The organism is Nitrobacter vulgaris (assembly GCF_002028545.1).
GTDB lineage: Bacteria > Pseudomonadota > Alphaproteobacteria > Rhizobiales > Xanthobacteraceae > Nitrobacter > Nitrobacter vulgaris.
In genome coordinates, this window is the sequence record NZ_MWPQ01000003.1 from 109,656 (window position 1) to 130,999 (window position 21,344).

Sequence of the window (21,344 nt, forward strand, 5' to 3'; positions counted from 1 at the left end):
GTCAACGCGGTCGGAGCTAAGACACACATTCAAGAGCGACAACGCGCGGATAACATGGAAAGTGGACGCCGGAACGAGCCACCTATGAAAGGTGCGCCTTTACGGCCGTTTCGTGATGTCTTCAAAACGCTCGGGCCGGGCCTTATCACCGGGGCCGCGGACGACGATCCCTCCGGCATCGGCACCTACAGCCAGACGGGTGCACAGCTCGGCTACGGAGCAAGCTGGACGATGCTGCTGACGTTTCCCCTGATGGCAGCGATTCAGGAGATTTCCGCGCGGGTTGGTCGCGTCACCGGACACGGCATTGCTGGCAACGTCTGCCGCCACTATCCCGCAAGCCTGCTGAACGGCATCGTCTCGCTGCTGTTTATCGCTAACACCATCAACGTCGCCGCCGACCTTGGCGCCATGGCGGATGCGTCCAGGCTGCTGTTCGGCGGTCCCGCCTTTGCCTACGTGCTGCTGTTCGGCATCACCTCGGTCGTGGCGCAGATCTTTCTTGATTACGCGCGCTATGTCGCTGTTCTGAAGTGGCTGACACTGAGCCTGTTCGCCTATGTCGCCGCGCTCGCGGTCGCGCATGTCTCCTGGGGTGAGGCGGTTGCGGGATTGCTGATTCCGCGCGTCGAGTTCAGCGCGCCGTTTCTCACCACCATCGTGGCCATTCTCGGCACGACGATTTCGCCGTATCTGTTCTTCTGGCAGGCCTCGCAGGAAGCGGAAGACCAGCGTGTCGATGCCCGAAAACGGCCCCTGATCCAAAGGCATCACGGCGCGCAAAAGGAATTCCACCGCATCCGCGCCGATACCATCGTCGGGATGGCCTTCTCCAGCTTGATCGCGATCGCGATCATTCTCACCGCCGCCGCGACTTTCCATGCCACCGGCAAGACCGACATCCAGACATCGGCCCAGGCCGCAGAAGCCTTGCGGCCGATTGCGGGCCGGTTCGCGGAAGTGATTTTCGCGCTCGGCATTGTCGGCACCGGGTTGCTGGCGATTCCGGTGCTGGCGGGTTCGGCGGCCTATGCCGTTGGCGAGGGGCGACGATGGCCGGTCGGGCTGGCGCGCAAGCCAAAGGAGGCTGCTGCGTTCTACGCGGTGCTGGCGTTGTCGGCGGCGATCGGAATTGTCCTCAATTTCACCCCCATAGACCCCATCCAGGCGCTCTACTGGAGCGCGGTTATCAACGGTGTGCTTGCGGTGCCCGTGATGGTGCTGCTGATGTTGGTGGCGCGGCACCACGAGATCATGGGCAATTTTAGGGTAGGGGGGCCGCTGTATTGGCTCGGTTGGCTCGCCACCGCCATAATGGCGTTCGGTGTAGTGGCGATGGCGATCGCATGGGCGCTATAGGGATATGACTCCAAGACCCTCAGTCTCTGCGGAAAACGATCGATGCCATCCAGCCGGCCATCAACGCCATAAGCGCCGTCGCCACGCCGTAAACCAGGCCGTGTTGTTTGGCGGCGGTGGCCACGAACTGCTCGAAACCGACCTTGACGATTTCGAACGCCGTATCGGTCTTTGCGATCAGCGTGCCACCGGCAAGCAGCTTGATTCCGATGGTGTAGGTGCCGATCGGCACCTCTGCCGGGAGCGGGATGCCGGTACGAAACAGGGTTGGGGTCAGGAAAGTCACGGCCGAGGTGTTCTCGCGGTACAGCCCTTGTTCGCTTCGCAGCCTTATGAAGGCGCGCCGGAACGGATCGCTCGGTAGCACGTCGGCGTAGTCGGGACCGACGCGCTGCGTCAGCAGCACGTTGTTTAGTCCGAGTCGCTGCTGGCGCAGGATGTCCGGCGCGGCGATCTTGTCCAGCGGCCGGTCGGCGAAGACCGCAAGATAGGCCGGAACCTGGAGGAATTGCCGGGAATTGGCGTTCACCCAGATGCCGAACCACCGCTCCTTGCGGCGCGTGATCATGTCCGCGGGAGGGCCGCTGACAGTTACGACGAGATTGTAGCCGGCGGACGGAAGCGGCGCACCGCCGTCACGCTCGATCGAGCCGAACAGCACCAGTTCCTCGCCGGAATAGTTCGGCGTGACGGTGACGCGATGGTTCGATACGGAGACGATTAGGTGCTCGGCGCGCGCATCGTCCGCGCCGAGCATGACCCCTAGCAACAGGGCAAGTCCGGCCGACCATGTTGCGCGCATCCTCATATGCCGCCCGTCGCTTCGCGGACGGCGTAGAGATCGGTGGGTCGGATGCCCAGTTCGATCGCGAAGCGAACACCGACCGCCAGAATTAACAGCCCGAGCAGTAGCCGAAGGTGTTCGCCGCGGATGCGCTGCCCGGCCCGGGCGCCGAATTGTGCGCCGGTCACACCGCCGGTCATCAGGATCAATGCCAGCACGGCGTCGACGAGATGGTTGGTGGCGGCGTGCAGCACCGTGGCGAACGTCATGGTGATGAGGGTGAGCATCATGGAGGTACCGATCACAGTCGACGTCGGTACGCGCAGCAGGTAGATCAGCAGCGGCACCAGAATGAAGCCTCCGCCGATGCCCATGATCGCACCGATGAAGCCGATGAAGAGGCCGATGACGATCACCGGAATGGCCGAAAGGTAAATCTTGGAGCGCTTGAACCGGATTTTCAGCGGCAGGCCGTGGACCCAGCCATGGCCGCCCGCGCGTCGCAGCGGAATGGTCCCTCCTTTGCGGGACCGAAGCATGGCGCGCAGCCCCTCCCAGGACATCGCAGCGCCGACGCCGGACAGCAGCACAACGTAGGAGAGCGCGATCAAAAGATCGAGTTGCCCTAGCGAGCGCAGACGCGTGAAGGTCCAGACCCCGAATATGGTTCCAATAATGCCGCCGCTCAGCAGAACCAGCGCGAGCATTGGGTCAACTGTCCGCTTGCGCCAGTAGGACAGCGCTCCGGAGAAAGATGAGGCCGCGATGTGGCTAGTGACCGTTGCAACGGCAACCGCCGGGGCGATGCCGACAAAGATCAGCAGCGGTGTCATCAGGAAGCCTCCCCCGATGCCGAACATCCCCGATACGAACCCCACAGCTGCCCCCATCGCCAGGATGAGGAACACGTTGACCGGAATATCGGCGATCGGGAGATAAAGCTGCACGCGCGTTGTCTTCGGATTTGGCTGCTGGCTGGCCGGCGCCTTTCGCAGCTTGGACCTTCAGTCGCGGCACGGCCGCGAGCCGCACCCCTGCATAACCGAAATCATGGGCGGCCGGGGTTAAAGAATTGAGGACGGCCGGGCCTGCTGCCCCACCGTCACACCCGAAGTTGGTGAAGCTGGATTAATGCGCGATATGCCGCGCCATCGCCGGGGTCGCCGTCGCGGACTTGCGTGGCGCGGTTTTGGCGTGGGGCTTCGCGGTCGCGCTGTCCCATCCGCCGGCAGGACTGGGAACGTTGACGGCATCGTCGGGCTGAGGCGTGGGCGCGAACGTTTGAACCGCCAGCTTGGCCGCAGCGAGCGACTGCGGATCGAGTCGCTTGGCGACTTCGTCGCGCTTGCGCCCTGAATCCACGTCGCCTTGGGCGGCGGCGAGGCTGAACCACTTGTACGATTTCGCGAGATTCTGTTCGACGCCAATGCCGCGAGCATAAAGAATACCGAGATTGAATTGGCTGTCGGCTATTCCCCGCTCGGCCGCCTTGTGAAACCATTGCGCCGCGCTCGTGTAGTCGGCGCCCTTGCCGCCGCCATCGGCATCAAGTACGGCGAGGTTATGCATCGCCTTGGCGTTACCCCGGTCGGCCGCCTGTATATAATAATGCCGCGCCGTATCAACGTCCTTACTCGCGCCGAGTCCCTTTTCGTGCAGGGTGCCAAGTCTGAACATGGCAGGCACGATGCCAGCATGCGCCGCCCGTTCGTACCACTTCGCGGCTTCGTCGTAATTGACCGTGACGCCTTTGCCTTCGGCATAGCGAACGCCGACTTCGAACGCGGCCGCGGCGTCACCATGGAGCGCGGCGGTGCGCAGCGTAGCGCCGCCGATGCTCTCGGGGAGTGATTCGGAAGGCGGAGTTGCAGCCGGTTCGAGCGCGTGTGCGTCCGGGACCGTACCGGTGACGTCGGCGGATGTGGTCTCCGGCTGGCTCGCAGGCGTCGCGTCTGATGGGTTTGCGGTCGGCGCCGCACTGTCGCCGGCCGACGGTGCAATCATCGAGTGGCGGTCGATCGGTGTGGGCGCGATCATCGACGGCGACGGCGGAGTTTCAGTGCCGGGTCCGGCGTCGGCTGGCGGCTTCGTCACGGGAGCGGCCGGGCCGCTCTCGCTGAGGGTCTCGCGCGGAGAGCCGTCGAGCAGCGTCATCGCGAACTTGAAACTGCTGAGAACGATGACCACCACGCTCGCTGCAACGAGCAGGGAGCGGACCTTGGAGGTGATATTCGATCCGCCTGTGGCGGGACGTGCCGGTTCGATGGCGACCTTGGTTCGTCCGGCCTTGTCGGGGGGTGGCCCAGCGGCGGCAGCCGCCTTCGCCGCGCGGCGCGCGGCGGCGATGAATGATGAGCCGGACTGTTCGCGTGAGGCTTCGGCGGCGTCGCCGATCGCGCTTTCGGAGGCCGCGATTCGCTCCGACGGCGATGCTGTGCGTCCTGCCGGACGGGTGCCAGGCTCGAGTGGATGATCGGGCGGCAACTCCGGGCCGACCGCAGGATGCGGCGAGGGCGCGGTCGCGGATTGCGCAACCCGATCCGGATCGATGGTGTCTTTGGGGATCAGAACGTCAGCGATGGCGCGCGGGATCGGCGCCGCTGTTGCGGTGACGGCCGGAGCGGACTGCGTGGCCATCTGCGACAGCACGGGGTTCGGCAATTCCGGCTTGGGCGGCAGACCTGTCGCCTGTTTCGGCATCCCGTCGCGGGATGGCTCGGCCCGGACGGGCTGGGCGCGAACCGCGCGAAGGTCGCTTTCGATCATCGCCAGCCGGTCAACGACATGCTCGAGCGTGCTGTGAACGGCCTCAAGCGAGTCCTGGGTATGACGGTCGCTTTCCGATTGGCAGAAGCGCATCTCGGACAGTTCGCGCTTGATCGCCTCGACGACCTCGCTGTCCATGGTCGGGCCGGCGCTTCGTGGACTGTTCTCGGCCAGTGCCGCCAGACCGGCCTGCTGCCGTTCCAGATATTGCAGAATGTCCTGCAAACCTTCCTCGACGCGACCAAGATTGGGTCCTGAATGTTCGCCGGCGGCCTCCAGGCGTTCGAGCAGCAATGAGACCCGCTGTTCGAGGTGCGCCAGCGCCGAGGACGAGTCGTGGCCGGCCGGCAGCCGGTCGAGACGCTCGGACAGCGCCCGCACCGCCTCCTCAAGTTGTTCGGAACTGCTGCCCGAGGCCGTGCTTTCGCGGTTTTCGAGGGTCTCCGTCAGTGCGGCCACGCGCTGTTCGAGCGCGGAGAAAGAATCACCGTGGCTCTCAGGTCGGCCGAGCTGATCAACTTTAGACGACAGCATGTTGAGTTCGTCGCTGAGCCGCACCAGCGCGTCATTGGAGGCAACGTTGGAGACGATGCCGCGAAGCGCGCCGATCGCGTTCTCGAGCTGCTGCATCGTTCCGGTATCGCCGCTGCCCCGCACGATCGTATCGATCTTGTTGCCGAGATTGCGAATCGCGTCGTCAAATCCTGCGAGCTGTTCCGCCGGTTTCAGTGATCGCAGCGCATCGTGGATTTCATTGAGGGAGCGTTCGATATTCGCCAGCGCCTGACCATCGCTGCCGTTCTGGCGGATCTCGTCGATGCGCTGCGAAAGTAAACGAATCTCGTTTTCGATCGGCTCGATTGCACGGCGCGGCATAGCTTCGGTAATGACATGGCGGAGACCGGCCAGCTCGATGCGGAATGCGGCGATCGACTGCTCGATCCCGTCCGGGCGTTGCAACGATTCGATCTGGCTCGTGATTTTGAGCAGTTGCCGTTCGAGGCCGGAGAAATCCGCCGCCGGTCGCGGTGTTCTCATCGCTGAGGCTGCAGGTGCTGAGCTGTATGAGGACGACGCGCGTGAAGTCTCATCGAGTTCGTGCTGACGCGCGATGACTTCCGCTATCGCAACTTCGAGCGTGACAGGCTCCGGTGATGACGATCGATTGTAAACCTCGGTTACGCCTCGATCGGCCCTGTAGGCATGTTGCTGCGTATTCTCTGTGGGTGTCTGGGCGGCGACCCGGGCGAGCCGGGCATCGAGCCGCGAAATGGCATCGTTGAGCTGGCGCGCGACCGCTGGTTCGCCGTTTGCGGCCGGGGTCGACAACTGATCGATCTGGCGCGTGATGGAATCCAGCCGCTGATGAATGTCCGCCATGTCGCGGTCATCCTGGCTCGAGACTACCGGCTGCGTTGGACCCGGTATGAAACCGCCAGCGTCGGGGCTGAGCCCGTCGTCGCGGGATACGCCGGCGCGCCGCGCGGCAGCGTCCGCCCCCTCGCGGCCGGATGGTTCGATTCCGTCGTCGCTCGACGATCCACGCGAATTCATGCTTTCGTCCAGTGTCGACCGCGCAAGATGCGCCCTCACGTTCCCCGAGCCCGTCTGGAATAAGACAATTCCAAACCGGCGCGGGTCCCGCCCTCGAGGCTCAACCTTTTCGTGTTACGGTAAACAAGGAGTTAAAGACTGGGGCGCTGCTCGCCAAAAGTGTCATTTTGAGACTGTGACGTGCAGGATCAACACCTTAAGCGTGTGTAGATTTTCTTTTTGCAACCTAAGATTGTTGGATTTCGGTTCTACCGTGCGACTGGGTTTTCGTGATGGTGCTCTCATTATTTTCCAATAGTAATGAGCGCCATTCCGGAGCCGTCAGGTCATTTAAGCCGAGCCGATTCGTGCTCGACCTTTTGCACCGCAAACGAATAGTCAGCGACCACGAACTGGGTCCGTCAGAATTCTGGCGTCGGTCGAGCGGCAAGTCGGCTCCAAACGCTCGGTTGACGCCGCAATGCTTTGCGGGCTGCTTGACCGGCCCGGTTGTTCCTGCAATGAGGCTCAGGCGCTTGCAGTGAGAGACGGTGCGTCCGCGCGATGATGTCTCTTTCATCTTTCGCGATTGCGGGCCACGGCTCGATACTCTTCTAAACCGACACCGCGTGCGCTCGATCGCAACGCCCCGCATCGGGATCTTTCATGGCGCGTGACCAGATCGATATGACGCCGCTGCAATCGCGCGACGAACTCGTGGCTTGGCTGGAGGCAGGCGTGAAGCCTTCGTCCGAATTCCGCATCGGCACCGAGCACGAGAAAACTCCGTTCACGCTTCAGGGTCACGACCCGGTGCCTTACGAAGGGTCGCGCGGCATCGGCGCCTTGCTCGAGGGTATGCAACTGCTGCTCGGCTGGGAGCCGATCATGGAGCAGGGCAACATCATCGGTCTTTATGACGTCACCGGGGGCGGTGCGATTTCACTGGAGCCGGGAGGACAGTTCGAACTGTCGGGTGCGCCGGTCGAGACAGTGCATCAGACCCAATCCGAGCTTGCAGCGCATCTGGCGCAGGTCAAGGAGATCGCGACGCCGCTCGGTATTGGATTTCTCGGCCTCGGCATGACGCCCTCGTGGTCGCTGGCGCAGATTCCGATGATGCCAAAGGGCCGCTATAGGATCATGCGCGACTACATGCCGAAGGTCGGCCGCTACGGCCTCGACATGATGTTTCGGACCTGCACGGTGCAGACCAATCTCGACTTCTCGTCCGAAAGCGACATGGTCAAGAAGCTGCGGGTGTCGGTGGCGTTGCAGCCGGTTGCGACGGCGCTGTTCGCAAATTCTCCGTTCACCGAAGGAAAACCGAATGGTTTCCTGTCGTATCGTTCGGAAATCTGGCGCGACACAGACAACGCTCGCGCCGGCATGATCCCCTGGGCGTTCGAGGACGGCATGGGTTTCGAACGCTGGGTCGACTACGCGCTCGACGTTCCCATGTATTTTGTCAAACGCGGCGAAAATTATATCGACGTATCCGGCTCATCGTTTCGTGATTTTTTTGACGGCAGGAATAAGGCCATCCCCGGCGAACGGCCGACTCTTTCGGACTGGGCCAATCATCTGTCGACAATTTTCCCGGAGGTGCGGCTCAAGCGGTATCTGGAAATGCGCGGCGCCGACGGCGTGCCTTGGGCGCGTCTGCCGGCGCTTTCGGCGTTCTGGGTCGGCTTGCTCTATGACGACGCCAGTCTCGATGCCGCGTGGGACATCGCGAAGCGCTGGAACGCGCAGGAACGGCAGGCGTGGCGCGATGACGTCTCGCGCTTGGGATTCAAGGCTCGGATCAAGAATCGCTATCTGTTCGAAATTGCCAAGGAGTGCCTTATGCTGGCGCATGGAGGCCTGCGCCGGCGCGGTCGTATCGACCATTTCGGTCGCGATGAGTCGCGGCATCTGGAGCCGCTCGATCAAATTCTGGATTCGGGCCGCTCTCCGGCAGAAGAGATGCTGGAGAAGTTCAACGGCGCGTGGGCTGGGTCCGTGGAACCCGCCTATAGCGAATACGCTTTTTAGAGGAGCCTTGGGTCGCGTCGCGAACAGGCGGCGGAACGGGCGACAAATACAAATCCGTTCCGTTTGCTTTGCGGGTGTGGGAGATTCGATTCTGCCGAATCGAGGGATCATTGGGTCAGCGGGTTGTTTCGCGGCAATTGTTCATCCGACGTACATCGAGGTCGCGATTTAATGAAGCCCATCCGCGCACGTCCTTGTTCGGGATACGTCGTTTTGCGGCACGTGATGAAAGCCTATGCACCCAAGGTCGGCCTGACGCTGCTGGCAGCACTGTTGTCGATCTCCGTTCCGGCGACGCGTCCGGCCTATGCCCAGACGAATTTCGATCGACCGGGCGCTGACTATCTGCGGGCGCCGCTGCGCTCGGGCGATCCGGCCGATTGCGGCTTGGCATGCGAACGCGACCGCCACTGCCGAGCCTGGAGCTTCAGCTATCCCACCGAACGGTCGGAAACCGCGGTGTGCTGGCTCAAGAACGCCGTACCGCCGCGGATCGCGAATCGGTGTTGCGTGTCCGGCGTTCGCGGCGCGGGCGTGATCGAGCGACGGATCGGTCCGGTGGAGACCTCCACCGATCGCTCGGGCGGCGACTATCGCAATTTCGAAGTCAAGAAAGACGATAGAGCCGACGCGGATCAGATTTGCAGGCATGCCTGCGATACCGATAGCAAGTGCCGGGCCTGGACCTATGCGCGGCCGGGATACGCCGGCAAAGCCGCGCGATGCTTCCTGAAAAAGGAAATCAAACCGCCGCATCGTAGACCCGGATTCACGTCCGGTGTCGTGCGATAGCTCGCGCAATCGCTATCCGTGCTGGGCCGGGACGCGCCTTTTGAGACGCCGCAGATTCATACGTCCACATTGGCGCTGAGCGAGTTGTCCTGGATGAACTCGCGACGCGGTTCAACCACATCGCCCATCAGCTTGGTGAAGATGTCGTCGGCCTCGTCGACCTCCTTGATCTTCACCTGCAGCAGGGTACGCTCGCCGGTGTCGAGCGTGGTTTCCCAGAGCTGGTCCGGGTTCATCTCGCCGAGGCCTTTGTAGCGTTGCAGCGCCACGCCCTTGCGCCCTGAGTCGGTCACCGCCTCGAACAGACTGACCGGACCATGGATCGCGGTTTCCGTATCTTTTCGGCGCAAGAGGCCGGGCCGCGGATAGGCGTCCTGCAGCTTCGCGGCGTATTCATCCAGCTTGCGCGCATCGGCCGAGCCAAGCAGCGCGTCGTCAATGATGGCGACGTCCTTGACGCCGCGCACGGTGCGCTCGAAGAAAAAGCCCTGACCTTCCGCAAAGCGGCCGATCCACCCGCGTTCGACTTCGTCGGCGAGCGCGTCCAGCCGCTTCGCGATGTAATCGGCGGCGGCGTTGGCAGTGGCCAGATTTTCGGTGATCCTCGGATTCATCACGCCGGCGATAGCCGCCTGCTCGATCACCTCGCGGTTGTAACGGCTATGCAGATTCTGCAGCACGTTCCGGATCACGCGGGCGTCCTCCACCAGCGCCAGCAGATCGCGTCCGCCGCGGTTTTCGCCGGTGGCGAGCTTGAACACGCAGTCGTCGAGGCCAGTCTCGATCAGATAGTCCTCCAGCGCCCGCTCGTCCTTCAGGTACTGCTCGGACTTGCCGCGGGTCACCTTGTAGAGTGGCGGCTGTGCGATATAGAGATGGCCGGCCTCGATCAGCGCCGGCATCTGGCGGAAGAAGAAGGTCAACAGCAGCGTGCGAATATGCGCGCCGTCGACGTCGGCGTCGGTCATCACGATGATCTTGTGATAGCGCAGCTTCGCGAGATCGAAATCCTCGCGGCCGATGCCGGTGCCGAGCGCGGTGATCAGCGTGCCGATCTGCTCCGACGACAGCATCTTGTCGAAGCGCGCGCGTTCGACGTTCAGGATCTTGCCGCGCAACGGCAGGACGGCCTGGAATTCGCGGTTGCGTCCCTGCTTGGCGCTGCCGCCGGCCGAGTCGCCCTCGACGATGAACAGTTCCGACTTCGCCGGGTCGCGTTCCTGGCAGTCGGCGAGCTTGCCGGGGAGCGAGGCGACGTCGAGCGCACCCTTACGCCGCGTCAGTTCGCGCGCTTTGCGCGCGGCCTCGCGGGCGGCAGCGGCCTCGACAACCTTGCCGACAATGAGCTTCGCCTCGGTGGGATGTTCCTCGAACCAGGCGGCGAGCGCCTCATTGATGACGTTCTCGACCACGGGCCGTACTTCCGACGACACCAGTTTGTCCTTGGTCTGTGACGAGAATTTCGGGTCCGGCACTTTCACCGAAAGCACTGCGGTGAGGCCCTCGCGGCAGTCGTCGCCGGTCAGCGCGATTCTCTCCTTCTTGGCCATGGCTTCGGCATAGCCGTTGACCTGCCGCGTCAGCGCGCCGCGGAATCCGGCCAGATGGGTGCCGCCGTCGCGCTGCGGAATGTTATTGGTGAAGCACAGGACATTCTCGTGGTAGCTGTCGTTCCACCACAACGCCGCCTCGACATTGATGCCGTTCATGTCGGCGCGGATCATGATCGGATCCGGTACCATCGCTTTCTTGTTGCGGTCGAGATATTTGACAAACTCGGTGACGCCGCCGTCGTACATCATCTGCTCGCGCTTCTCGACGGCGTGTCGCATGTCCGAGAGCAGGATGTTGACGCCCGAGTTCAGAAACGCGAGTTCGCGCAGGCGATGCTCCAGCGTGGCGAAATCATATTCGACGCTGGTGAAAGTCTCGGTCGATGCGAGAAAGGTAACTTCGGTGCCGCGCTTGCCGCCGGCGTCGCCGACGACTTTCAACGGCGCCAGCGCATCGCCATGGGCGAATTCGATCAAGTGTTCCTTGTCCTTGCGCCAGATGCGCAGGATCAGCTTGCTGGAGAGCGCGTTGACCACAGAGACGCCGACGCCGTGCAATCCACCGGAGACCTTGTAGGAATTCTGATCGAATTTTCCGCCGGCGTGCAGTTGCGTCATGATGACTTCAGCCGCGGAAACGCCTTCACCCTTGTGAATGTCGACGGGAATGCCGCGACCGTCGTCGCGTACGGTCACCGAATTGTCGGCGTTGAGGATGACCTCGACGGCGGTGGCATGTCCTCCCAGCGCTTCGTCGATGGCGTTGTCGACCACTTCATAGACCATATGGTGCAGACCGGAGCCGTCATCGGTATCGCCGATATACATGCCCGGCCGCTTGCGCACGGCGTCGAGGCCCTTGAGAACCCTGATCGATTCCGCGCCATATTCGATTGGCGTGCCAGATTCGGTATCGGCAATTTGCTGCCGGGCAGGTTCGATCATGAAAGGCCTTCAGAAGGTGTCCCGAGAAGTATGCGGTACATGCGGCTGAGAAGTCTATTTCTGGCATGAAAGCGGCACCGCGCCTAGCGCAAAGTGACCCGCTGCAAGTTATTGAATAGATGTGATTTTTATCCGGTTTTTCAAGGACGGAAAAAGGCGATTCGCGGGGCCCTTAAAACGGCGATTCGCGACTCTGAAAACAGCCGCCCGGCCGCATTCCGATTGCGGCGGATAATAACCCGCTCAACCGCATCAGGAGCGGATCCGATACATCGGGGCTGATGGTCGCCGAGGAGCAGGTCAGTTGGCTGGTTTGAACCTCGGCGTAGACATGCGCGTGACATCAGTAAGCCTGCAGCGCCAGCACACCGCCATCGGGCCCGAGCATCAGGCCCCAGGCATCGTCGGCGCCGAGCTCAATCTGGCCCGACTTGGCGGGGTGTCCGGCCACTTTCGTTGTGTACTTGTATTTGGCAGGCGGCAGATCGAGCGCAGGATGCTGAGATGATTGCGGACCGCCTGCGCCTGCCGCCAGCTTGATGGTCTGCTTGTCGATGGTGATGGTGGCGTCCGATTGTCCCATGTTGCCCAGCATCAGCCTCGCCTGACCCGGCTTCGGCAGCACTTCTCCCTTGGCGGCGGCGGCCGGAATCTTCTGCGCGAGGTTGACTGTGGTCTCGGCGTTCTGGCGGCCGAGCTTCAGCATAGCTGGGCCGTCGGGAGAGGTGAATGCCAGTTGGACGCGATCCGGTTGGGTGATCGCGCGATCCGGCAATTCCTTCCATCCGCGCTTGCCCAGTTCGTCGCGATAGAAGGCAAGCACGGAAGCCAGATCGGCCGGAATGCTGGCCTCGAGCTCCTGGCGGAACGGTGCATCGCTGCCCGGCAGCTTGCCCGTTGAGAGGGAACTCAAGGTATGTTCCTTCGGGACCGGCAACGCGGAATCCGGCTCCGCTTCGAGCGGCTTTGGAGCTGCTTTCGCAGCCGATTGACCATCCGCGGCAGCGCCGGAGCCGGCATCTGCCATCTCGAGACCCGAACCGTTCGCGCTGACATTGGTTTTAGGACCCATCTGCATGACGGTGATCGAAATCTCCTTGCCGCCCTTGGAGAACTGCATCGCGGCCATGTTGGGATTGTTGATGACCGACGGCTGCGCCTTCCAGCCGAGCGGCTTCAGGGCGCTGCGATAAAAACCTGCAAGCGCTTTCACGCTCGATTGTGATTCGAACTCGAGTTTGCCGTCCGAGCCATCGAACTCGACATTCTCCGCGCCTTCCGGCAGCGGGATTGGCGTGGCCTTGCCGAACTGCGCATGCAAGGGAGCATCCGACAGCTTCGCGGATTGTTGCGCGCGATGAGCACTGTCGGCTGCGATCAGCTCCGTCGCCATCGACATCGCGTCCTTCATGAAATCGTCGTCGGCCTGCTTTTTCGCGCGCGCCCGGGCGGCCAGTGCGGCCGGCGTCACCTGCATGACGAAGCTGACGAGGGTCAGATCATGTTTGTGGCCGAGCTTGAGCGTGCCCGTCTCTTCAGGGGAGGTGAAATTGAGCGACACCTCGTCTGGTGTGATGATCGCTCCCTTGGCCTCTTCCTTCCAGTTACGCGCGGACAGTTCGCGACGATAGAAGGCGAGCACGGTAGGCATCTCGGCGGTCACCGTGGCGTGCGCCTCCCGGTGATCCGACGTCGCGTTGCCGGTGGTTCCGGCGTTTATGATATGGTCCGGTCGCGGTAGGCCGTCCATATCGGGACCCGCTTGGAGATCCTGCGGCAGGGCAAATGGCGCGATCCTGATGTCGACAGCGGCTTTGTCGTCATCGAGTCGCCGTAACGACACCATGATCGGTAACTGCCTGTCACGATCGTCACGCCTGAAATAGGCGCGCGCACCATTGTCGATCTTGTCGTCGATTGCGGCATTCGGCCAGCGCGTCTTGGCGTCGTCGGCGGATAACGCCGTCCACCCGGTTGCGGTGAGTTCGCGATTGAAGAAATCAAGATTCGCGTCGGTGTTGCCGGGGGCTGTGCAGCTGAAGTAAGGCCTGCGCTCATCGTAGACGATATCCGTTGCTCCCGGTGGAAACGGAATGTCGGCGTAGATCCGGTTGGCGCTGTAATGGACCGCGGATCGGTCCGGGCGGCCGAGAGCCTGTGTGAAGGATACCGACAGGCCATGGACGCCCTTCTTGAACAGCAGACCGGTCGCCGTCTCCTCGAGTGGCCGCACATATTGCATCCAGCCAGTGTCGGTCATCAAAGTCTTCACCGACTGAACTGTGGAAGGCACCACGCCCTGCACCGTGTAGACCACGCGGTCGGTTTGCGAGTCCGTGGTTTCCTGCGCGTCCGGAAGGCGCGGCAACTGGTTGACCTCGACCATGCCGCTCTCCGCCATCGCTACTGACGCGCCGGCAATCCACGCCAGCCAGAATGCAGCCAGAACGTATCGACGTGCCGGCGCGTGAGGTCGGCATTTCGGTGCGGGCATGATTGATCTCTCCGGAAAACACCAAAAGGGGCGGGCGGCAAGTGCGCCGGTCAGGATGTCGTACAAAGCCTGGAGCATGGTCCCGAAAAATGAGAACCGATTTTCGGATAGGATCATCCCGTTCAAAAGGACGAGCATTGAGTCTGATTCAACGCCGTTGAACAAACTCTAGTCGTGCAGGATGAACCTTTGGTTCAAAGCGATGCCGGTGCCCGGCGGGCGATCCGTCCCGAGTCGACGTCGAAAATCTCGCTGCCGGCGCCGACGTTGGCGAACGCGGCCGGGTCGGCTCCACTCATCCAGACCTGGGCGCCAAGACCTTTGAGTTCGCCGAACAGCGCGCTGCGGCGGTCAGGATCGAGGTGCGCCACCACCTCGTCGAGCAGCAGCAGCGGTGTGATCCCCGTCATCTCGGCCACGAGACCCGCATGGGCCAGCACGAGCCCGATCAAAAGCGCTTTCTGCTCGCCGGTGGAGGCGTCCTTCGCCGGCATGTTCTTGGGCGCATAGATCACTTCGAGGTCGATGAGGTGCGGGCCATCGAGCGTGCGGCCGGCGGCGGCATCGCGGGCACGGCTCGCGCGCAGGATTTCGCGGTAGCGATCCTCCACCGTCGTTGCGGGTTCGGTGAGCAGCGCGTTTTCCATCCAGCCGCCGATGCCGATTCTTGCCGAAGGGAATGAGGAGGCTCCGCCGCGCGCCTCCAATGCTGCGGAAAGGCGTGTCACGGTTTGTGCGCGCATCGCTGCCACCGCAACGGCAAGCTCTGCGGTTTCACGTTCGACGGCGCTGCACCAGAGATCGTCGTAGTTGCGCATCTCGAGCAGGCGGTTGCGCGAGCGTAGACTGCGCTCCAGCGCCGCGACGCGGCCGGAATGATCGTTGTCGATCGCCAGCACCAGGCGGTCGAGGAAGCGTCGCCGTTCCGATGCCGCACCAGCGAACAAGCCGTCCATCGAAGGCGTCAGCCACACCATGCGCAGGTGGTCGCCGAAAGCGGCTGCCGATGCGACGGGCTCGCGATCGATCCGGTAGCGCCGGGCGCTTGGTGCGGCTTCATCATTCGGCGCGTCGATGCCGGTGCCGAGCGTCGCAAGACCGAGCGCGCCCTGCACCTCGGCCGACACCGCCCAGGAGCCGTCGTCCGTGTTGTCAGCGATGTCTTCGCGCGTGGCACGCCGCAATCCGCGTCCCGGCGACAGGAGCGATACGGCCTCAAGGCAATTGGTCTTGCCGGCGCCGTTTGGCCCGACCAGCACGACCATCTCGCTATGCGTCTCGAACGTCGCGGCGCGGTAGTTGCGGAAGCGGGTGAGGCTCAAACGGCGAATGCGGGAGGAGATCATGGGCAACGATTATCACATCCCCGGTCATCATCCGCGAAGGCACGATGATCCGGTCGTCCATAAGGTGCGATGCGGGCAATGGATGTTCCAACGGAATACTGTATGCCCGCCTTCGTGGGCGTGACTTTGATGTTGGTTCGTTGTCGCCGGGTGCGGCTAAAGGGCCATCACACCCGCATCGGCATCAGCACGTAGAGCGCGCCCTTGGAATCCCTGTCCTGCACCAGCGTTGGTGACCCGGGGTCGGCGAGCTTCAGCACCGCAGCTTCGCCTTCGATTTGCGCGGCGATATCCAGGAGATAGCGTGAATTGAATCCGATATCGAGTGCGTCGGAGGCGTATTCGACCTCGAGTTCCTCGGTGGCGCTGCCGGAATCGGGGTTGGTCACGGACAGAACCAGCTTGCCCGCTGATAACGCCAGCTTCACGGCGCGGCCGCGCTCACTGGAAATCGTCGAGACGCGATCGACCGCGGCCTCGAAGTCCTTTTTGTCGACGACCAGTTCCTTATCGTTGTTCTGCGGGATCACTCGGCCGTAGTCCGGGAAGGTGCCGTCGATCAGCTTGGAGGTCAGCACGACGTGGCCGATGGTGAAGCGGATCTTGCCCTGCGACAATTCGATCCCGATCTCGGCCTCGCTGTCCTCGATCAACCGCTGCACCTCGCCGACAGTCTTGCGCGGGATGATGACGCCGGGCATTCCCTCAGCACCCTTGGGCAGCGCGAGATCGAGTTGTGCCAGGCGGTGACCGTCGGTCGCAACGCCGCGCAGCGTCGCGCTCTTTGCGCTGCCCGCGCCGTGCAGGTAGATGCCGTTGAGATAGTAACGGGTCTCTTCGGTCGAGATCGCGAATTGGGTACGATCGATCAGCCGTTTCAGGTCCGCTGCAGCCAGCGAAAAGGCATGCGTCATGTCGCCAGCCGCGAGGTCCGGGAAATCGTTCTCCGGCAGCGTCTGCAGGGTGAAGCGAGAGCGTCCGGCGCGGATGGTTAAAACCGAGCGGTCGCCGTCGCCTTCCAGCACGATTTGCGCACCGTCGGGCAGCTTGCGGACGATGTCGTAGAACATGTGCGCCGGAACCGTGGTCGAGCCGCCGGTTCCGGTTTCCGCTACCAGCGTTTCCGTCACCTCCAGATCGAGATCGGTGGCCTTCAGCGACAACTTGGCGGTTTCGGCGCGAACCAGCACGTTTCCCAAGATCGGGATCGTATTCCGCCGTTCGACCACGCGATGCACGTGGCTAAGCGATTTCAGCAGTTGCGCGCGTTCGACGGTGACCTTCATTGCAAATCCGTCCGATCAAATTCCCGTCATGTGCTGAAAATGCCGCGGGACCGCGGCACGTAAACCCCGAGTTCAACGCCGATTTCGCTTAAATTCGGCGGGACCGCAAGGTGGCGCGGAAGCCCGTCCGGCGCAAGCCTGCGGTTCGCTCCGGTCCGGCCTTTTCCCGATATTTTGGCAGAAAGTTCTCGCTGCGCCGCGCCTATTCCTGAAGCTGACGTTTCAGCAATTCGACTTCGTCGGAGAGCGTCACGTCTTTCGACACCAGCGCCTCGATCTTGCGGACGGCGTGCAGCACGGTGGTATGATCTCGCCCCCCGAACCGGCGGCCGATCTCGGGCAGGGAACGCAGCGTCAGCGTTTTGGCGAGATACATTGCGACCTGCCGCGGCCGCACCACATTGGCGGTGCGGCGCGAAGACAGAAGGTCCGAGCGGCTGACATTGTACTGCCGCGCGACGACCCGCTGGATGTCCTCGATCTTGATGCGCCTCGGTTCTTGGGGGCGGACCAGGTCACGGACCTCGCGCTCGGCCATTTCGAGAGTGACCGGCTGGGCGTTGAGCTTGCTGTGCGCCAGAAGCCGGTTGATCGCCCCCTCGAGGTCGCGCCCGTTGTGCGTGATCGTTTTCGCCAGATAATCCAAAACTTGCTCAGGCACGTCGAAACTGGCGTGATGCGTGCGCGCAGCTTCAACGCGCGATTTCAAAATGCCAAGCCGAAGCTCCTCGCCGAGCGAACCCATTTCGACCACGAGCCCACCGGCGAGCCGGGATCGTACGCGATCGTCGAGGCTTTCCAGGTCGGACGGCGGCCGGTCGGCTGCAATGACGACCTGGCGGCCCGCATCGATGAGCGCATTCAACGTGTGGCAGAATTCGGCCTGTGTCGATTTGCCTTGCAGGAACTGCAAGTCGTCGATGACGAGAACGTCGATGCCGCGGAGTGCTTCCTTGAAAGCAAGCGCTGTCTGCGTCTTGAGAGCGGCGACGAAGCCATACATGAACTTCTCCGCCGTCAGGTAGAGCACTCTGCGCTCGGTGCCCGCATTGCCCGCCCACGTGACGGCTTGCAGCAGATGGGTTTTGCCGAGACCGACGCCGGCGTGGATGTAAAGCGGATTGAACATCACGCTGTCGCCGCGCCGGCCTTCCGCCACTTGACGCGCCGCCGCATGGGCCAGCGTATTGGAGCGTCCGGTGACGAAACTTTGAAACGTCAGCCTCGGGTCGAGGGGCGAACCGCCGAGGGCGTCGTGGTTGGCGGACGCCGGCGCGGTCGCAACCGTTTTCAGCTCATTGCCGTTCCGGCCCTCACTGCGTTCGAGACGGTGCACATCGGTTGCGGGCGCTTCCCTGACCGGTGCTGCGCAGCGCATGGCCGAGCGCACGGTAAGATCAATCCGGTGAACGTCCGGCAGTTCGGCCTGCCAGCAGGCCAGCACACGCTCGGCGTAATGCGCCTGGATCCAGCTTTTCAGGAACCGCGTCGGCACCGACAGACGGACACTCTCGGCATGGACGCTCTCCAAATCCATTCTCGCGAACCAGCTCGAATAGATGTCCTCTCCAACGGTCGAGCGCAATCGACCCTTCACACGCGACCAGCGCTCCTGTTCTGTGTCTGACATTTCTCGTGACGACTTTTCTGGTTTGATGATGTTCGGATGCGGCTGCTTCTCCGGAAGGCCACGCATTCGCTGTGATCCTTCGGAGCGCTTCGTTTCGGCCATGAACAATCGTTCGGCAAAGCACCGCGAGCGATTTAGATGGCTGAAAACGGAACGAAAGCGATGTCAGTAGCGGCTAGAGGGTCCGCCCGAAGATTGACTGAGCGCGCGCAAAAATGTCGTCGTGTTCGTGAAAACGTCCGTAAGATAATCCCATGAATGAAATCTGGTGGTGTTGTTTTTGTTTGACATAAACCCCCTCCTCGCTGCGACGGACCGCGCCGAGACATTTTCTCACATCAATTTCAAATTCAGTCTGCGAAACCCGACGCCATATTGTCGGATCGCTACGCGCGCACTCTAACTCACCAAGTCAACTCGCCCGCTCCCCGTGGCGGAGATGCGGCATGGCCTAAGCGTATTCCCTCGCTGGCAAACGCTTGACGTAAACGTCTCAGTCGAGAAATTTCGGCACAGAACATCCGTTCTCATGTTGCTATGAGTTGCCATTCGCCATCACATGGAAAGCGTCACTAACGTGAATACCGCCGCCGATATGCACGTCCACCCAGGGCTCTCTTAAACAGCACTATCTGAAGAGCCGCGAGTGTCGCGAACGCTCAGAGAAATACACCACGCCTCAATTCTCGCAACGTCTTTCGCGTCGCGGCTGCGTCGCGCAAATCGAATGAGGACACGGGACCTGCTCCACCTCCAGCGCGTCCAATCAGCAACGGTTTGAATCTGCGCGCGGATTCGATCTCCTTCGTGAGGTGTTACAAATCCGCCGCGTTGTCTAAAATATTTTAAGAAAGGATGAAGCGGGGCGAAGCGCGAGGTCGTTTTGGAAGTGTTCTGTCACACTATGGAGATAAGTGATTAGCTCGGCGCATTTTTTTCTGGCTGTTTTTGCGGGTAACCCGCGTCAGCCAAGCGCTCATTTGGGCTGTCTTTTGAGCCCTTGCGGAGTTTCCGGTTATATCAGGATGGAAATATCGAAATGGGAGTCGTGCGAAAGCGTCGACTCTGAATGAGAGTAGGCCGCCGAACTCAACCGGATGGCTATTGTGATGGGTCCAATCGACCAGATCGTGGTGTTTGTCGTCGTGCCTCGTATTCGCATCGTGGAACGTGAGCGAATCGAACGGCCGTGGCAATGGATGCCTGATGTCGTCGCAAGGCGATGCTGCGTAACGTGTTGAAGTGTTCTTTCTCCACTTGATCTGGTGAATAAAAGATTCTGGCACGTCCGCGCAAAAAAAGGGCCTGGCGATTGGCCAGGCCCTTTGAGATATTCTGACGAATAACGTCTTCGATCAGTTCATTTTGCAAGCTTGGCGATTCGATGCGTCAGCCGGGACACCTTGCGGCTCGCATTGTTCTTATGAATGATGTTTTGCTGGCCAGCCCGCATCAATTCCGGCTCTGCGCGCTTCATCGCCTGGACCGCGGCGTCGCGATCGCCCTTCGCGATCGCTTCCTCGACGATCCGGACCGAGCCGCGCATCAGGGTGCGCCGCGACCTGTTGATGGCGGTCCGGCGGGCAATCTTGCGTGTCGCTTTCTTGGCGGATGTCGTATTGGCCATGGTCTCGAAGTATCCTTCGGCAGTGCTCTCGCGAGAGGCCAGCCAGTGGCCGGTCATTCGATTGCGCGGATGAGCCTGAATGTGTTTTCCGGTGTTCTCGAAAATGCCGTCCTCAAAACTTGCGAGGGGCCTTTTTCAAAGAACAGCGGCGGCAGGATCACCCCACCGCCATCAGCGGTCTTATAGAGCCCCTGTTTTCAAGCGTCAACGCCTGCCGGCAGGTCCGGCGTCCGGGTGGGTGGGCAAAGAAGGGTCTTCGCAAGGACTCGAAAGAGACGCTGGCGAGGTTGAATTTCGTGCCTTTGAGGACTAAGGGGCGAGCTGCAACTGCGGACAAGGAGCTGGTACGGGCATGATCCGGGCGATTTTTCGTTTCATCGGGTTGCTGCTGCTGGCCGGCGGCTTCATTTTTCTGGTTTATGATGGCGCTCGGTCAATCGCCGATCAGACCCTGCGGTTGACCAAACTCGGCGAATTCTGGAACGATATTCATCAAGCCAGCCAGCAAGCGGTTCGTACTCAGATCGAAGCCTCGGCACCCTGGATGTGGGATCTCGTCAAGCTGGTTTTGAATCAGCCCGCCTTCGCAGTGCTCGGGGGTGTGGGCATTCTTCTGATGCTGCTGTTCCGGCCACGACCGCCCTTGATCGGCTACTCACGGGAATAATCGCCGGACATCGGTGCCAATCTCGCCACAAAGAAGAGGTTACCTTCTGTTAACCATAGCGGGTGCAGAACCGGGTGATCTCGTGACAAGGGACAGGCCCCGGTGCGGCTCTCGCGCGCGTTTCCAATATCTTTGGTTGCTGCGCTAACCGCGCTGGCTTTGTCAGGATGCATGCGGCAGCCGACGGCGATGGTCCGTCCGCACAACGCTCTCGATGCGCTGGCCTATGGAGGACGGATGGCGTTTGCGCCGCCGCCGGCCGCCCCTCGCCGTGGCCTATGGAACACGCCGGGTCTGTGGGAAACGCCAGCTATCGCCGCTACGCCCGTTGTCTTCGCTGCCGCGCCGCCGCCGGTTGTGCACGATCCCGCGTACCGGCTCGATGCCGGCGACCGGCTGCGCATCGTGGTCTACGGCCAGGAGGGTCTCACCAACACCTATCTGGTCGGTGCCGGCGGCAGCATCACCATGCCGCTGATCGGCGCCGTCACCGCGCGCGGCCGCACGCCGGCTGAACTGTCCGCC

At 62.0% G+C, this 21,344-nt stretch carries 14 protein-coding genes; 5 read left to right on the forward strand and 9 right to left on the reverse strand.

Translation table 11 applies throughout. The features are described 5' to 3' along the window. Positions 1–84: 84 nt before the first annotated feature. Positions 85–1,359 (forward strand): NRAMP family divalent metal transporter, encoded by a 1,275-nt coding sequence (locus tag B2M20_RS01225; RefSeq protein ID WP_244553369.1) that lies wholly within the window; start codon positions 85–87, stop codon positions 1,357–1,359. A 19-nt stretch (positions 1,360–1,378) separates the two neighbouring features. Here B2M20_RS01225 and B2M20_RS01230 read toward each other — a convergent pair whose 3' ends face one another. The 3 genes from B2M20_RS01230 to B2M20_RS01240 form a co-directional block, all read right to left on the reverse strand. After that, complete coding sequence (locus tag B2M20_RS01230) at positions 1,379–2,161, reverse strand: TIGR02186 family protein (protein WP_079445303.1); 783 nt, start codon at positions 2,159–2,161, stop codon at positions 1,379–1,381. Positions 2,162–2,163: 2 nt separating this feature from the next. Beyond that, positions 2,164–3,090, reverse strand: a complete 927-nt coding sequence (locus tag B2M20_RS01235; RefSeq protein WP_079445279.1) for a sulfite exporter TauE/SafE family protein — start codon at positions 3,088–3,090, stop codon at positions 2,164–2,166. A gap of 181 nt (positions 3,091–3,271) precedes the next feature. Beyond that, the gene (locus B2M20_RS01240) at positions 3,272–6,463 is read right to left on the reverse strand and encodes a tetratricopeptide repeat protein (protein ID WP_079445304.1); all 3,192 of its coding nucleotides are present in this window, start codon (positions 6,461–6,463) and stop codon (positions 3,272–3,274) included. A gap of 645 nt (positions 6,464–7,108) precedes the next feature. Here B2M20_RS01240 and B2M20_RS01250 point away from each other — a divergent pair. Beyond that, positions 7,109–8,479 carry a glutamate--cysteine ligase gene (locus B2M20_RS01250; protein WP_079445280.1) on the forward strand — a complete coding sequence of 457 codons (1,371 nt, stop codon included), beginning with the start codon at positions 7,109–7,111 and terminating at the stop codon, positions 8,477–8,479. A 225-nt stretch (positions 8,480–8,704) separates the two neighbouring features. Further along, on the forward strand, positions 8,705–9,271 hold the full coding sequence (locus B2M20_RS01255) for a PAN domain-containing protein (RefSeq protein ID WP_079445305.1): 567 nt from the start codon (positions 8,705–8,707) through the stop codon (positions 9,269–9,271). Positions 9,272–9,327: 56 nt separating this feature from the next. Here the strand turns inward: B2M20_RS01255 and gyrB are convergent, their stop codons facing one another. The 6 genes from gyrB to rpsT all read right to left on the reverse strand — a co-directional run bounded on the left by gyrB (position 9,328) and on the right by rpsT (position 20,152). Next, a complete protein-coding gene (gene gyrB, locus B2M20_RS01260) occupies positions 9,328–11,769 on the reverse strand; it encodes a DNA topoisomerase (ATP-hydrolyzing) subunit B (RefSeq protein ID WP_079445281.1) in 2,442 nt (813 codons plus the stop codon). 343 nt (positions 11,770–12,112) lie between these two features. Continuing rightward, positions 12,113–14,263 carry a hypothetical protein gene (locus tag B2M20_RS01265; RefSeq protein ID WP_079445306.1) on the reverse strand — a complete coding sequence of 717 codons (2,151 nt, stop codon included), beginning with the start codon at positions 14,261–14,263 and terminating at the stop codon, positions 12,113–12,115. Between the two features lie 194 nt (positions 14,264–14,457). Continuing rightward, a complete protein-coding gene (gene recF / locus B2M20_RS01270; protein WP_079445282.1) occupies positions 14,458–15,609 on the reverse strand; it encodes a DNA replication/repair protein RecF in 1,152 nt (383 codons plus the stop codon). A 167-nt stretch (positions 15,610–15,776) separates the two neighbouring features. Next, entirely contained in the window at positions 15,777–16,895 is a 1,119-nt protein-coding gene (gene dnaN, locus B2M20_RS01275) for a DNA polymerase III subunit beta (protein WP_079445283.1), read from the reverse strand. Between the two features lie 202 nt (positions 16,896–17,097). Next, positions 17,098–18,525, reverse strand: a complete 1,428-nt coding sequence (gene dnaA, locus B2M20_RS01280) for a chromosomal replication initiator protein DnaA (protein ID WP_244553370.1) — start codon at positions 18,523–18,525, stop codon at positions 17,098–17,100. Between the two features lie 1,360 nt (positions 18,526–19,885). Beyond that, a complete protein-coding gene (gene rpsT / locus B2M20_RS01285; protein ID WP_079445307.1) occupies positions 19,886–20,152 on the reverse strand; it encodes a 30S ribosomal protein S20 in 267 nt (88 codons plus the stop codon). Positions 20,153–20,504: 352 nt separating this feature from the next. On the opposite strand from rpsT, the gene B2M20_RS01295 reads away from it, so the two are divergent. Continuing rightward, a complete protein-coding gene (locus tag B2M20_RS01295) occupies positions 20,505–20,819 on the forward strand; it encodes a hypothetical protein (RefSeq protein ID WP_079445286.1) in 315 nt (104 codons plus the stop codon). A 102-nt stretch (positions 20,820–20,921) separates the two neighbouring features. Continuing rightward, positions 20,922–21,344: polysaccharide biosynthesis/export family protein (locus tag B2M20_RS01300; RefSeq protein WP_173815870.1), on the forward strand; the 423-nt coding region annotated here is incomplete at its 3' end.